Source organism: Cupriavidus sp. SZY C1 (assembly GCF_032190535.1).
In the GTDB taxonomy this organism is placed as follows: Bacteria; Pseudomonadota; Gammaproteobacteria; order Burkholderiales; family Burkholderiaceae; genus Cupriavidus; species Cupriavidus pauculus_C.
Genome location: NZ_JAUANU010000008.1, coordinates 30,373 through 43,937, shown reverse-complemented (window position 1 = coordinate 43,937; position 13,565 = coordinate 30,373). Strand labels below are relative to the sequence as shown.

General features: G+C 68.9%; 10 protein-coding genes. 3 read left to right on the top strand and 7 right to left on the bottom strand.

Features of this window, described 5'->3' with window-relative positions; genetic code table 11:
* Positions 1-26 precede the first annotated feature (26 nt).
* Positions 27-725, top strand: a complete 699-nt coding sequence (locus tag QTN24_RS14245; RefSeq protein WP_124684382.1) for an ABC transporter ATP-binding protein — start codon at positions 27-29, stop codon at positions 723-725.
* A gap of 46 nt (positions 726-771) precedes the next feature.
* On the opposite strand, the gene pgi is transcribed toward QTN24_RS14245, so the two are convergent.
* From pgi to QTN24_RS14215, 6 genes are all read right to left on the bottom strand, one after another.
* On the bottom strand, positions 772-2,400 hold the full coding sequence (pgi, locus tag QTN24_RS14240; protein WP_313837785.1) for a glucose-6-phosphate isomerase: 1,629 nt from the start codon (positions 2,398-2,400) through the stop codon (positions 772-774).
* 220 nt (positions 2,401-2,620) lie between these two features.
* Positions 2,621-3,580: a DMT family transporter gene (locus QTN24_RS14235; RefSeq protein ID WP_313837784.1), complete on the bottom strand. Its 960-nt coding sequence runs from the start codon at positions 3,578-3,580 to the stop codon at positions 2,621-2,623.
* Entirely contained in the window at positions 3,577-5,166 is a 1,590-nt protein-coding gene (locus QTN24_RS14230; protein WP_409559025.1) for an NAD(P)H-hydrate dehydratase, read from the bottom strand. Before QTN24_RS14230 ends, QTN24_RS14235 begins: the two co-directional genes overlap by 4 nt.
* Positions 5,167-5,243: 77 nt before the next feature.
* The gene (locus tag QTN24_RS14225) at positions 5,244-6,554 is read right to left on the bottom strand and encodes a TRAP transporter large permease (protein WP_124684378.1); all 1,311 of its coding nucleotides are present in this window, start codon (positions 6,552-6,554) and stop codon (positions 5,244-5,246) included.
* Positions 6,554-7,105, bottom strand: a complete 552-nt coding sequence (locus QTN24_RS14220; protein WP_313837783.1) for a TRAP transporter small permease — start codon at positions 7,103-7,105, stop codon at positions 6,554-6,556. The genes QTN24_RS14225 and QTN24_RS14220 overlap by 1 nt, the downstream gene beginning before the upstream one ends.
* A gap of 133 nt (positions 7,106-7,238) precedes the next feature.
* Complete coding sequence (locus QTN24_RS14215; RefSeq protein ID WP_124684376.1) at positions 7,239-8,210, bottom strand: TRAP transporter substrate-binding protein; 972 nt, start codon at positions 8,208-8,210, stop codon at positions 7,239-7,241.
* 301 nt (positions 8,211-8,511) lie between these two features.
* On the opposite strand from QTN24_RS14215, the gene QTN24_RS14210 reads away from it, so the two are divergent.
* Positions 8,512-9,090: a winged helix DNA-binding protein gene (locus QTN24_RS14210; protein WP_313837782.1), complete on the top strand. Its 579-nt coding sequence runs from the start codon at positions 8,512-8,514 to the stop codon at positions 9,088-9,090.
* 221 nt (positions 9,091-9,311) lie between these two features.
* Positions 9,312-13,358 carry a phosphoribosylformylglycinamidine synthase gene (purL, locus tag QTN24_RS14205; protein WP_313837781.1) on the top strand — a complete coding sequence of 1,349 codons (4,047 nt, stop codon included), beginning with the start codon at positions 9,312-9,314 and terminating at the stop codon, positions 13,356-13,358.
* Between the two features lie 68 nt (positions 13,359-13,426).
* Here the strand turns inward: purL and QTN24_RS14200 are convergent, their stop codons facing one another.
* Complete coding sequence (locus tag QTN24_RS14200; RefSeq protein WP_172966060.1) at positions 13,427-13,564, bottom strand: hypothetical protein; 138 nt, start codon at positions 13,562-13,564, stop codon at positions 13,427-13,429.
* Between the last annotated feature and the right edge of the window lies 1 nt (position 13,565).

Sequence of the window (13,565 nt, the reverse complement as noted above, 5' to 3'; positions counted from 1 at the left end):
GCCCAACGTTGGGAATCTTCTCGCGCATGTCCTCTTCCATTCTTGCTGTCGAGTCACTCGGAAAGACCGTCGCCGACACGACAGGTTCGCTCACGATTCTGCACGACGTCTCGTTTTCCGTCACGGCCGGCGAAACGGTGGCCATCGTTGGCGCGTCAGGCTCCGGCAAATCGACGCTCTTGGGCCTGCTGGCGGGCCTGGACCTGCCCAGCACCGGCGCCGTGAGGCTCCACGGGCAGGACCTGTTCCAGCTCGACGAAGACCAGCGCGCCGCGCTGCGCGGGCGCCATGTCGGCTTTGTGTTCCAGTCGTTCCAGCTGGTCGGGCACCTGACGGCGCTCGAAAACGTCATGCTGCCGCTGGAGTTGCGCGGCGAAACGTCGCAGGTGCGCGAGCGTGCCACGGAGATGCTGGAGCGGGTGGGCCTCGGCAAGCGGCTGACGCACTACCCGCGGACGCTGTCCGGCGGCGAGCAGCAGCGCGTGGCGCTGGCGCGCGCGTTCGTGGCGCGGCCCGACATCCTGTTTGCCGACGAGCCGACCGGCAGCCTGGACACCGCGACCGGCGAGGCCGTCATCGCGCTGATGTTCGAGCTGAACCGCGATGCCGGGTCCACCCTGGTGCTGGTCACGCATGACCGCTCCGTGGCCGCGCGCTGCGGGCGCATCCTGACGATCGAAGCCGGCCGCGTGGCCAGCGACGAATTGATGGGTACCGAAGTCTGAAATGCCATGGCGGCCGCCGGGGCCGCCGTCCTGTTCGGGCGGGTGCTCAGCCGCGCCCGAGGACGCCGCGGGCACGGGCGATCAGGGCCGCCGTCGACGCATCGTGCGTGGCCTCGCCCTTGCCGGTCAGTTCCTGTTCGATGGGCCGCGCCAGGATCTTGCCCAGCTCCACGCCCCACTGGTCGAACGAGTTGATGTTCCAGACCACGCCCTGCACGAACGTGCGGTGCTCGTACAGCGCGATCAGCGCGCCCAGCACGTGCGGCGTCAGGTCTTCCATCAGCAGCATGTTGCTCGGCCGGTTGCCGTCGAACACCATGTGCGGCACGCGGGCCTCGTCGGTCACGCCGGCGGCGCGCAGTTCCTCGGCGGTCCGGCCGCGCATCAGCGCCTCGGCCTGGGCAAAGCAGTTGGCCAGCAGCTTGGCGTGATGGCCGGGCAGGCTGCGCGGCGGCACCAGCGGCGCCACGAAATCGACGGGCACGATCTGCGACCCCTGGTGGATCATCTGGAAGTAGGCGTGCTGGCCGTTGGTGCCGGCCGTGCCCCAGACCACGGGCGAGGTGTCGGACCGCACCGGATCGCCGTTGATCTGCACAGACTTGCCGTTGCTCTCCATCTCCAGTTGCTGCAGGAACGCTGGAAACAGTTCGAGCGAGGTGGAATAGGGCGCCATGCAGCTCGTCGGCATGCCGAAGAAGTTGCGGTACCAGATGCCGAGCATGCCCAGCACCACCGGCATGTTGCGCGCCAGCGGGGCCGTGCGGAAGTGGTCGTCCATGGTCCGGCCGCCCAGCAGCAGGTCTTCGAACGCGTCGAAGCCCACGGCCAGCGCGATCGACAGGCCGACCGACGACCAGAGCGAGAAGCGCCCGCCGATCCAGTCCCAGAATTCGAACATGTTGGCCGGGTCGATGCCGAACTTGACCACGGCCTCACGGTTCGTGGACACCGCCACGAAGTGCCGGGCCAACTGGTCTTCGGCCACGCCGTTCTGCAGGAACCACTCGCGCATGCTGCACGCGTTGGCCATGGTTTCCAGCGTCGTGAACGTCTTCGAGCAGACGATGACCAGCGTGCGGGCCGGGTCCAGCCGCACGAGCGTTTCGGCCAGCTCGGTGCCGTCGACGTTCGACACGAAATGCATGCGCGGCCCCTTGGGGTCCGCCAGGTGGGCCAGCGCGCGGCAGACCATGCGCGGGCCGAGGTCCGAGCCGCCGATGCCGATGTTGACGATGTCGGTGATGGTCTGGCCGTTGAAGCCGGTCCAGGCGCCGGTGCGCACGCGACCGGCGAAGTCGCGCATGCGGTGCAGCACGTCCTGGATGCCGGGCATCACCGACTGGCCGTCGACCTTGAACGGGGCATCCGGCAGGGCGCGCAGCGCCACGTGCAGCGCGGCGCGGTCTTCGGTCGTATTGATATGTTCGCCGGCGAACATGGCGTCGCGGCGCTGGGTCACGCCCGCTTCCTCGGCCAGCTTCATCAGCAGCGCGAAGGTTTCGAACGTGATGCGGTTCTTCGAGAAATCGAGGTACAGGCCCGCCGCTTCGAGCGAGAAGTCCTCCACACGGCGCGCGGCCTCGGCTTCGGCAAACCATTGCTGCATCGGCGTGTGGCGGATGGCATCGTGGTGTTGGCGGAGAGCGGTCCAGGCGTGGAGTTCAGTGGGCATGCGAAGTTCTGGAGTCTGGGAGCGGGGCCGCGCCGTCCGGCAAGGCCCTGCGCAAGTATATCGCTGGGATACGACGTCAAAAGCCGAAAGTCGCAGCAAAAAGTAACCGTGCTTGCGAACATCCGCAACGTTAGCAGCCACGCAGCCGGCGCCATATCGGCGCTTGTCTGACGTCCTGCCGCATAGACACGGCCCGCCACTTTGTGCGTGGCGGGTCGCGTCAGCGTCCCAGCCGTGTGGCGATCCGGCGCAGCAGCGGCTCGCCGCCCGCCACGCACACGCCGCCCGCGCAGATCACGGCGATGCCCAGCGCGGTAGTCCAGTCCGGCAGGTGGCCGAAGGCGAAGTAGCCGACCACGGTAGCCGAGAAGATCTGCAGGTACAGGAACGGGCTCAGGAATGACGCGTCGGCGTACTGGAACGCGCGGATCACGAAGTAGTGGCCGAGCGATCCGGTCAGGCCGGCCGAAACCAGCAGCGCGCATTGCAGCGCCGTCGGCACCGCCTCGAACCAGAAGAACGGCACCAGCAGCGTCGTCAGCGCGGCCCCGGTCACGCCGCTCTGGATCAGCGTGGTCATGGGTGCGTCATGCGCGGCGATGCGCCGCGTGAGCATCTGCAGCAGCGCGAACAGCAACGCCGACAGCAGCCCCAGCGCCACGCCAAACGCATCGAGCTCGCCGCCCGGCCGCACCACCACGAGCATCCCTGCGAAGCCGATGCCCACGCCGATCCAGCGGGTCCAGCGCGCGTGCAGGCCCGGCCGTTCGCCAAGCAGCCACGGCGACAGCGCCACGACGATCAGAGGCGCGCAGAAGTTCAGCGCCGTGGCCGTGGCCAGCGGCATCAGCTTCAGCACGCTGAAGAACACCAGCGTCGACGCCAGCATCAGCGCGCCGCGCAGCCACTGCAGGCGCGGCGCGGCCGGGCGCGACAGCCGCTGCCATCGTGCCGGCCCGATCAGCAGGAAGATTGCCACCACATGGCCCAGGTAGCGCACCCAGGCCACGGCCACCACGGGCAGTCCTTGCTGGGTCAGCGTCTTGCCCGTGGCGTCGAGCAGGCTCAGGATCCATTGGCCGACCACCAGCAGCGCGATGCCGGTCAGCAACTGCCGACGGGAATGGTCGCCACCCGTGCCACCGTCAGTGCCTTGCGGTAGTGTCGCGGCCCGCGTCATGCGGCCGCGCCGCGCAGCAGCGCGTTCAGGATGTCCCGCGCCGGCAGGTAGAGTTCGCTCGCTGTCAGGCCCGCCGGGCCGGTGCCGCTGGCGACCAGGCGGTCCGCCGCGCGTCCGTGGATCCAGACCGCCGCGCGCGCGGCCGCCTCGCGGGCCATGCCCTGGGCCAGCAGCGCGCCGATCATGCCGGCCAGCACGTCGCCGGTGCCGGCCGTGGACAGCCCGGCGTTGCCGGTGGGATTGATGGCGGCCGACGCGCCGCCCGGTGTGGCGATGACCGTGCCCGATCCCTTGAGCACGACGGTGGCATGCCAGCGCGTTGCCAGCGCGCGGGCGGCGGCCAGCCGGTCGCGCTGGACGTCGGCCACGCCGCTGCCCAGCAGCCGCGCCGCTTCGAGCGGGTGCGGCGTCATGACGGGCTCCAGCCCGCTGTCGGTCAGTTGCCGCGCCAGCGCTGGGTCTGCCGCCAGCAGGTTCAGTGCGTCGGCATCGAGCACCAGCGGCAGGGTGTCGCGGGCGCACCGGTCGATCAATTGCGCCAGCTGTTGGCGGGCCGCGGCGTCGCTGCCCATGCCGGGTCCGGCCACGAAGGCCGACATGGCGTCCCATGGCAGTTGGTCGACGGCATGCAGCATCAGCTCCGGATGAACCGGATCGACAGGCGGCGCCGGCTGGGCCAGGAATCCGACATGGACACGGCCCGCGCCCAGATGCAGCGCCGCGCGGGCGCCCAGCAGCGGCGCGCCGGTCATGCCGTGGTTGCCGCCGATCACCGCCAGGCTGCCATAGCGGCCCTTGTTGGCGGCATGGTCGCGGCGCGGTAGGGCATCGGCAAACGCGCCGGGCTGGTTGACCAGCGCCACGGGCGGCGTGGCGGGCGGGTAGTCGAGGCCGAGCGGCGCGATGTCGACGATGCCGGCGCAGTCGCGGCCGTCCAGCGTCAGCAGGCCGGGCTTGGCGGTCAGGAAGGTCAGCGTCCGTACCGCGCGCACGGCGGGCTGGCCGGCGCCGGTATCGGCAAACAGCCCGCTCGGGATGTCCAGCGCCAGCACGGGCAGGTGCGACGCATTGAGATGGGCGATCCAGCGCGCCATTTCCCCGTCCGCCGGCCGGTTCAGGCCGATGCCGAGCAGCCCGTCGACCACGGCGGCGCAGCCGGCCGGCCACGGCGGCAGGGCGGCGGCCGAGTCGCGCGGCATTGCCAGCACCGGCACCCCGGCGGCGCGGGCCTCGCGCCAGGCGCGCGCGGCATCGTCGGGCAGCCGGTCTGCTTCGGCCAGCAGCCACGCCTCCACCTGCCGCCCGGCCTGGTGCAGCCGCGTGGCGGCCACCAGCGCGTCGCCGCCGTTGTTGCCGGCGCCGGCCAGGAACAGGATGCGCCCGTCGGGTACGTGCTGGCCGACCCAATCCGCTGCCGCGGCACCCGCGCGGGACATCAGCGTGAAGGGCGGCGTGGCGGCCAGGCCGGCCTGTTCGATCCGGCGGATCGTGGCCACGTCGTAGAGCGAGGCGGGTTCGGCGGTGTCGAGCGGCATCCAGGCGGATGCGGGATCGGCGGGGGCTGGGGCGGGTGGCACGGCGGTCATGGCACGGTCATGCGGAAGGCGGGCGCCGGCCCGTGGGTGCGGGCCGGCCAGAAGCAGACAGTGTAGGGGACAACGCGCTACTTGAGTTCCTTGGCCATCACCACGTCCGGCAGCCACGTGACCACGCTGGGCCAGACCGTGATGATCGCGATGGCCACCACCATCATCATGAAGAACGGCAGCGACACCCGCGCGATGTAGTTGCTGTCCTTGCCGGTCATGCTCTGCAGCACGAACAGGTTGAAGCCCACGGGCGGCGTCACCTCGGCAATCTCCACCAGCAGCACGATGAAGATGCCGAACCAGACCAGGTCGAAGCCGGCGGCCTGCACCATCGGCAGCACCGTGGCCGTGGTCAGCGCGATCATCGAGATGCCGTCCAGCGCCGTGCCCAGCACGATGTAGATGACCGTCAGCACCGCGATCAGCGCCCACGGCGACAGATGCAGCGCGGCCACCCATTCGGCCAGCGCGCGCGGAATGCCCGTGAAGCTCATCGTCACCGACAGGAACGACGTGGCGCCCAGCACGAACATGATCATCGCGGTCAGCCGCGTGGCCGACATCAGGCTTTCCCAGAACGCCTTGCGCGTCAGCGACCCGCCGGCCCAGGCCAGCCCCAGCGACGCCACCACGCCGTAGGCGGCCGCTTCCGTGGCGGTGGAGTAGCCGGCCATCATGATCCACGTGATGAACGCGATCAGGACGATGCAGGGCAGCAGCTGGCGGATCGATGCCAGCCGCGCGCGCCAGCCAAACGTCTCGGCGGCCGGCGTGCGCGACGGGTTCATCAGCGCCCACACGACGATATAGCCCGAGAACAGCAGCATCAGCAGCAGGCCGGGCAGAAAGCCGGCCAGGAACACGCGGATGATCGACACGTCGGCGGATACCGCGTAGACCACCATCGTGATAGACGGCGGGATCAGGATGCCGAGCGTGCCCGCGCACGACAGCGACCCCAGCGTGATGCGCTCGTCGTAGCCGCGCCGGGTCAGCTCGGGCAGGGCCGACTTGGCGATCGTCGCGCAGGTAGCCGCCGACGACCCCGAGACCGACCCGAAGATGCCGCAGCCCAGGATGTTGACGTGCATCAGGCGGCCCGGCAGCCAGTTCAGCCACGGCGACAGCCCGTTGAACATCTGCTCGGACAGCTTGGTGCGGAACAGGATCTCGCCCATCCAGACGAACAGCGGCAGCGACGCCAGCGTGTACGACGCGCTGGACGACCACCAGGCGTTGGCCAGGTTGACCAGCGCGTCGTGGTCGGAGAAGACCACCAGCCCGACCCACGAGGTCACGGCGATGGCCACCGGAATCCACGCGCCGATGGCCAGGAAGACCATCATCACGAGCAGCAGGATCAGGGCAACGAGTACGGTGCTCATCAGACGGTCTCCCCGAAGTCGCCGGCGGCCAGCTTGGCTTCCTGCGCCAGCTGGTAGCGCGGCTTCTGCCGGCGCACCACGCGCAGCCATTCGTCGGCCACCGCCAGCAGGAAGCCCAGCGTGCCCAGCACGGCAAAGCTCTGCGGAATCCAGAGCGGGATCACGATCTGGCCCTGCGACACGTCGTTGATCTCCCAGCTCTGCCAGGCAAACGCGCCCAGCGCCCAGGCGGCGTAGGCGGCGAACACGAGGCAGATCGACAGCGACAGCACTTCGAGCACCCAGCGCCGTTTCGGGCCGACGGCCTCCAGCAGCATCTCCACGCGCACGATGCCGCCGTGCTGGAAGGTCTGGCCAAGGATCAGGAATGCGGACGCGGCGCACAGCCACGCGACGATGTCGTCGCCGCCCTTGAGCACGATCAGCGTCTCGCGCGAGATCGACATGGCGATCATGACGATGCAGACGGCCAGGATGCAGAGGGCGCCGAGCGCGGCAAAGAGGTCAAGCAGCCGGTCGAGCCAGCGCTTGCGGGGGATGGGGGCTTCCATGGGTACGGGCTACCTGTGAGGCGCAACGGCGAAGGGCGGGCCGGACCGGGGCGGCGGCCCCGGCGTCCGGCCATGCTGCGTGCAAACCGGCATGGCCCACCGTCGGCAGGCCGGCCGGGACTGCTTTCAGGGTCTACTTGCGGTAGGCGTCGAGGATGGCCTTGCCGTCGTCGCCCGCGCTCTTCGCCCAGTCGTTGACCATGACCTCGCCCACCTTCTGCATGTCGGTCTTGAGCTGGGCCGACGGCGGCGCCACGGTCATGCCGTTCTTGGACAGCGTGGCCAGGTATTCCTTGGTCTTCTGCTCCGATACCTGCCAGCCGCGCTTCTCGGCGTCGGCCACGGCCTTGAGCAGGGCATCCTGCGTGGGCTTGTCGAGCGCGTTGAACGCCTTCTTGCTGACCACCAGCATGTTCTTCGGCAGCCAGGCGTCGACCGTGTAGAAGTACTTGACCGATTCCCAGACCTTGGTGTCCACGCCCGTGGCGCCCGACGACATGAACGAGTTGACCGTGCCGGTGGCCAGCGCCTGCGCCAGATCGGCCGCCTGGATCGTCACCGGCTGGGCGCTGACCAGTTCGGCGATCTTCGACGTGGCGGGGTTGTAGGCGCGCCACTTCAGGCCCTTCATGTCCGCGGCGCTGTTGATCGGCTTGTTCGCGTAGATGCCCTGCGGCGGCCAGGCCACGGCGTAGAGCAGCTTCATGCCCTGGCGGTCCAGCACCTTGTCGGTGGTGGCCCGGGACGCCTGCCAGAGCCGGTAGGCGTCGGCGTAGCTGGTGGCCAGGAACGGCACGGCGTCCACGCCGAAGACCGGGTTCTCGTTGGCCAGCAGCGACATCAGGATTTCGCCCATCTGCACCTGGCCGGTCTGCACGCCGCGCTTGATTTCGTTGGCCTTGAGCAGGGATCCGTTAGGGTGGATCACGATCTTGAGCTTGCCGCCGGTGGCGCGCTCCACGTCGGTGGCCATCTGCTGCAGGTTTTCGGTGTGGAGGTTGGTGGCCGGGTATCCGGTGGGCAGGTCCCACTTGGTCTCCGCCCGCGCCGCCGTGGCGGCCAGCAGCAGTGCCGCCGCCGCGACTGCCATTGCCTTGACTCGCATCTCGATCTCTCCTGGTGTGGCGCACGGGCGCTGCCCGGCTGCGCGGGTTGGAACTACCTGGAACTGCCGCCGTCCCGGTGGCCATGGGCTGCGGGGCGGTACTGCGGTCACGGCAACGGGGCTGGCGCCTTTTCGGTGCGGCGACGATCTGCCGCCGCAGCCGATGCAAGGGCCATGCCCAGTCACGAATTCATGTGTTCATGCTCATAATTCGCCGATAAACTGTCAAGCCAAAATTGCCCGGCGCCGCCCCGGGCTTTCACCTATCGCCACCGCCCCTATTGTTCCGGAGACCTGCCCCATGCCCCGCAAGCCCGCCCCCGACCGCCTTGCCGACGCGCCCGCCGCCGGGGAGATGCGCCCGCTGGCGCGCGCCGCCGGCGTCAACATCGTGTCGTCGTCGCACCTGGTCTCGGTGCGCAGCCCGGAGCTGTCCGAGTTCGAATTCGGCCTGAACACGGCCTACAACGCCTACAGCCGCTGGGTGGTGCGCTGCATGGGTGCCGCCGGCGTGCGCGATCTGACCTTCCTGGACGTGCTGGTGCTGCACCACGTCAACCACCGCGGCCGGGCCAAGCGGCTGGCGGACATCTGCTTCGTGCTGAACGTGGAGGACACCCACCTGGTGACGTATTCGCTCAAGAAGCTGGTGGGGCTGGGCCTGGTGGCCGGCGAGCGGGTGGGCAAGGAGGCGACCTACGCGACGACCGAGGCCGGCGCCGAGGCCTGCGCCCGGTATCGCGAGATCCGCGAGCAGTGCCTGACCAGCAATTTCACCGAGGGCAGCGACGAGAACGTGGAGATTGGCGAACTGGCGCGGCTGCTGCGGGTGCTGACCGGGCTATACGAGCAGGCGGCCCGCTCGGCCACGTCGCTCTGAGCGGCAGGCAGGGGCGGGGAGGGGGCAGGGCGGGCGCCGGATGCGCCACCGGGCGGCGGTCGCGTCCGGATTTCCCGCCGCTGTCCGTCCCCGGCGCATTGCGCAATGCAAAAAGCGGGCGCCAACAAGGTACAATAGCGGTTTTCCGACAGTCGGCATTCCATTCAGCAGTGCCGGCAGCCGCTTCAGCCCCACCTCCTCGCCTCCTGACCGTACCGATCATGGCGCATTTCTCGTGCTTCCCCGGCGCTTTGGCGCTTTCCGCCTTCCGTCAGCAACGCCTGCTTGCCGCGCTCCAACAAGTCGACGCCGATATTGAATCGGTGCACGGCCAGTTCGTGCATTTTGTCGATTCGGACACGCCGCTGTCCGCCGAGGACCAGACGCGCATCGGCGCCATGCTGACCTACGGCGCGCCGTTCGCGGCCCAGCCCGAGGGCGACCGCTTCGTGGTCATTCCGCGCTTCGGCACGATCTCGCCGTGGGCCAGCAAGGCCACCGACATCGCGCACAACTGCGGCCTGACCCACGTGCACCGCATCGAGCGCGGCATCGAGATCACCGTGGTCTGCAAGAAAGGGCTGCTGCGCGGCCGCAAGTCGCTGGACGCCGGCACGCGTGCCGCCGTGGCCGCCCACCTGTTCGACCGGATGACCGAGACCGTGATCGCCTCGCGCGACGAGGCGGCCGGCCTGTTCCAGGAGCTGCCGGCCAAGCCGCTGCAGTTCATCGACATTTCCGCCGGCCGCAGCGCGCTGGTGGACGCCAACACGGCCATGGGCCTGGCGCTGTCCGAGGACGAGATCGACTACCTGCTGGAAAACTACGGCAAGCTCGGCCGCAACCCGACCGACGTCGAACTGATGATGTTCGCGCAGGCCAACAGCGAGCACTGCCGCCACAAGATCTTCAACGCCACGTGGACCATCGACGGCGTGGCGCAGGACAAGTCGCTGTTCGCGATGATCCGCAACACGCACCAGTTGAACCCGCAGGGCTCCATCGTCGCCTATTCGGACAATTCGGCCGTCATGGAAGGCGATGTGGCCGAGCGCTGGTTCCCGCGCGGCGCAGACCAGAAATACGGCCGCCACGAGGCGCTGACCCACACGCTGATGAAGGTGGAGACGCACAACCACCCCACGGCGATCTCGCCGTTCCCGGGGGCCTCCACGGGCGCCGGCGGTGAAATCCGCGACGAAGGCGCCACGGGCCGCGGGGCCAAGCCCAAGGCCGGCCTGACCGGCTTCACCGTGTCGAACCTGATGCTGCCGGACGCCGTCCAGCCCTGGGAAAACGCCCGCGACGCGGCCCAGCCGGTGGCGCACCGCAATCCCGACGACAAGCCCGGCGTGACCGGCAAGCCGGACCGCATCGCGTCGCCGCTGCAGATCATGATCGACGGCCCGCTGGGCGGCGCCGCGTTCAACAACGAATTCGGCCGCGCCAACCTGGGCGGCTACTTCCGCGTCTACGAGCAGAACGTCGGCGGCACCGTGCGCGGCTACCACAAGCCGATCATGATCGCCGGCGGCATCGGCAACATCGACGCCGGACACACCCACAAGGACCCGCTGCCGGCCGGCACGCTGCTGATCCAGCTTGGCGGCCCGGGCATGCGCATCGGCATGGGCGGCGGCGCCGCCAGCTCGATGGCCACGGGCACCAACACGGCCGACCTGGACTTCGATTCCGTGCAGCGCGGCAACCCCGAGATGGAGCGCCGTGCCCAGGAAGTGATCAATGCCTGCTGGCAGCTGGGCGACGAGAACCCGATTCTGTCGATTCACGACGTTGGCGCGGGTGGTATCTCGAACGCGTTCCCGGAACTGGTGGACGGCGCCGGCCGTGGCGCGCGCTTCGACCTGCGCCAGGTGCATCTGGAGGAGTCGGGCCTGTCCCCGGCCGAGATCTGGTGCAACGAGTCGCAGGAACGCTATGTGATGGCCATCGCGCCGAACGACCTGCCGCGCTTCCAGGCCATGTGCGAGCGTGAGCGCGCCCCGTTTGCCGTGGTCGGCATCGCCACCGAAGAGAAGCAGTTGCAGCTCGTGGACGCCCACGTCGATGCGGCGCTCAAGGAGCATTACCCGGTCAACATGCCGATGGATGTGCTGCTGGGCAAGCCCCCGCGCATGCACCGCGACGTGCAGCGCGTGGCACAGGCGCTGCCGCCGGTGGACGTGACCGGTATCTCGCTGGAACAGGCCGTCACCGACGTGCTGCGCCATCCGACCGTCGCCAGCAAGTCGTTCCTGATCACGATTGGCGACCGGACGGTGGGCGGCATGAACGCCCGCGACCAGATGGTGGGCCCGTGGCAGGTGCCGGTGGCGGACGTGGCCGTGACCACGCTCGACTACAAGGGCCGTGCCGGCGAGGCCATGACGATGGGCGAGCGCACGCCGCTGGCCGTGATCGACGCGCCCGCGTCGGGCCGCATGGCCATTGGCGAGGCGCTGACCAACCTGGCCGCCGCGCCGGTCAAGGACCTGAACAAGGTCAAGCTGTCGGCCAACTGGATGGCCGCGTGCGGCGTGGCCGGCGAGGACGCCCGGCTGTACGACACCGTGCACGCCGTGGGCATGGAGCTGTGCCCGGCGCTGGGCATCAGCATCCCGGTGGGCAAGGATTCGCTGTCGATGCGGACCAAGTGGTCCGACGCGGACGGCGACAAGGAAGTGGTGGCGCCGGTGTCGCTGATCATCTCGGCGTTCGCCGCCGTGGATGACGTCAACCGCACGCTGACGCCGCAACTGCGCACCGACCTGGGCGATTCGGTACTGATCGCCATCGACCTGGGCCGCGCCAAGAACCGCCTGGGCGGCAGCATCCTGGCGCAGGTGACGCAGCAGGTGGGCGACAGCGCGCCGGACGTGGACAACCCCGAGGACCTGAAGAACTTCTTCAACGTGATCCAGCGCCTGAACCGCGACGGCAAGCTGCTGGCCTATCACGACCGGTCGGACGGCGGCTTCATGGCGGCCGTGGCCGAAATGGCGTTTGCGGGCCACACCGGCGTTTCGCTGAACGTTGACATGCTGACGCTGGATCCGAACCAGGAGCAGGACTACGGCGACGCCAAGAACTGGGCCCAGCAGATTGCCGAGCGCCGCAACGACCAGACGCTGCGCGCGCTGTTCTCGGAAGAACTGGGCGCGGTCATCCAGGTGCGGGCCGAGGAGCGTGACGCGGTGTTCGCCGTGCTGCGCGAGGCCGGCCTGTCGGCCTGCAGCCATGTGATCGGCAAGCCGAACACGAACGACCAGATCGAGATCTACCGCGATGCGAAGAAGGTCTTTGGCGCCGCTCGCGCCGACCTGCAGCGCATCTGGACCGAGGTGAGCTGGCGCATCGCGCGCCTGCGCGACAACCCGGCCTGCGCCGACAGCGAATACGACCGCGTGCTGGACGCCGCCGACCCGGGCATCAGCCCCGTGCTGACCTTCGATCCGGCCGAGGACATCGCCGCCCCGTTCATCGCCACGGGCAGCCGGCCGCGCGTGGCCATCCTGCGCGAACAGGGCGTGAACTCGCAGATCGAGATGGCCTACAGCATGGACATGGCCGGTTTCGAGACTGTCGACGTGCACATGAGCGACCTGATCGCCGGCCGGGCCAGCCTGGCCGATTTCAAGGGTTTCGTGGCCTGCGGCGGCTTCAGCTACGGCGACGTGCTGGGTGCCGGCGAGGGCTGGGCCAAGACCATCCTGTTCAACGGCCAGATGGCCGAGCAATTCGCGGCGTTCTTCAACCGCCAGGACACCTTCGCGCTTGGCGTGTGCAACGGCTGCCAGATGCTCAGTAACCTTGCCCCGATCATCCCGGGCGCCGGTGCATGGCCGAAGTTCACGCGCAACCAGTCGGAACAGTACGAAGCCCGCTTCGTGACCGTGGAAGTGCAGCAGTCGCCGTCGGTGTTCTTCGCCGGCATGGAAGGCAGCCGCATCCCGATTGCGGTGGCGCACGGCGAAGGCTTTGCCGACTTCTCGCAGCAGGGCGACATCGGCAAGGTCAACGTGGCGCTGCGCTTCGTCGACAACCTTGGCGCGGTGACGCAGACCTATCCGCTGAACCCGAACGGCTCGCCGGAAGGCATCACGTCGGTGACCACTATCGACGGCCGCTTCACGGCGCTGATGCCGCACCCGGAGCGCGTGTTCCGCACCGCCACCATGAGCTGGGCCCCGGACGCCTGGAAGGCCGTCCCGGACGGCGGCAGCCCGTGGATGCGCATGTTCCGCAACGCGCGCAAGTGGGTGGGTTGACCGGACCTGCCGCCTGGAAACAACGTCCGCCTTCGCGCGGACGTTTTTTTTGGCGTCGGGTCCCGGCGTCATCGCCCGGTCTGGCGCAGCCATTCACAGAACAGGATCGTCAGCGTGGTGTAGATGATGACGCCCCATGCCAGCCGGCGTGCAGCCTTGCCCTGGAATTCGTCGTCTTCCAGCAGGCGGGTCAGGAACTTGTTCATG

What these genes read in the sequence shown, in the direction of transcription:
- QTN24_RS14245 (WP_124684382.1), top strand. Translation starts at nt 27, where the DNA reads ATGTCCTCTTCCATTCTTGCTGTCGAGTCACTCGGAAAGACCGTCGCC.
- pgi (WP_313837785.1), bottom strand. Translation starts at nt 2,400, where the DNA reads ATGCCCACTGAACTCCACGCCTGGACCGCTCTCCGCCAACACCACGAT.
- QTN24_RS14235 (WP_313837784.1), bottom strand. Translation starts at nt 3,580, where the DNA reads ATGACGCGGGCCGCGACACTACCGCAAGGCACTGACGGTGGCACGGGT.
- QTN24_RS14230 (WP_409559025.1), bottom strand. Translation starts at nt 5,166, where the DNA reads ATGACCGCCGTGCCACCCGCCCCAGCCCCCGCCGATCCCGCATCCGCC.
- QTN24_RS14225 (WP_124684378.1), bottom strand. Translation starts at nt 6,554, where the DNA reads ATGAGCACCGTACTCGTTGCCCTGATCCTGCTGCTCGTGATGATGGTC.
- QTN24_RS14220 (WP_313837783.1), bottom strand. Translation starts at nt 7,105, where the DNA reads ATGGAAGCCCCCATCCCCCGCAAGCGCTGGCTCGACCGGCTGCTTGAC.
- QTN24_RS14215 (WP_124684376.1), bottom strand. Translation starts at nt 8,210, where the DNA reads ATGCGAGTCAAGGCAATGGCAGTCGCGGCGGCGGCACTGCTGCTGGCC.
- QTN24_RS14210 (WP_313837782.1), top strand. Translation starts at nt 8,512, where the DNA reads ATGCCCCGCAAGCCCGCCCCCGACCGCCTTGCCGACGCGCCCGCCGCC.
- purL (WP_313837781.1), top strand. Translation starts at nt 9,312, where the DNA reads ATGGCGCATTTCTCGTGCTTCCCCGGCGCTTTGGCGCTTTCCGCCTTC.
- QTN24_RS14200 (WP_172966060.1), bottom strand. Translation starts at nt 13,564, where the DNA reads ATGAACAAGTTCCTGACCCGCCTGCTGGAAGACGACGAATTCCAGGGC.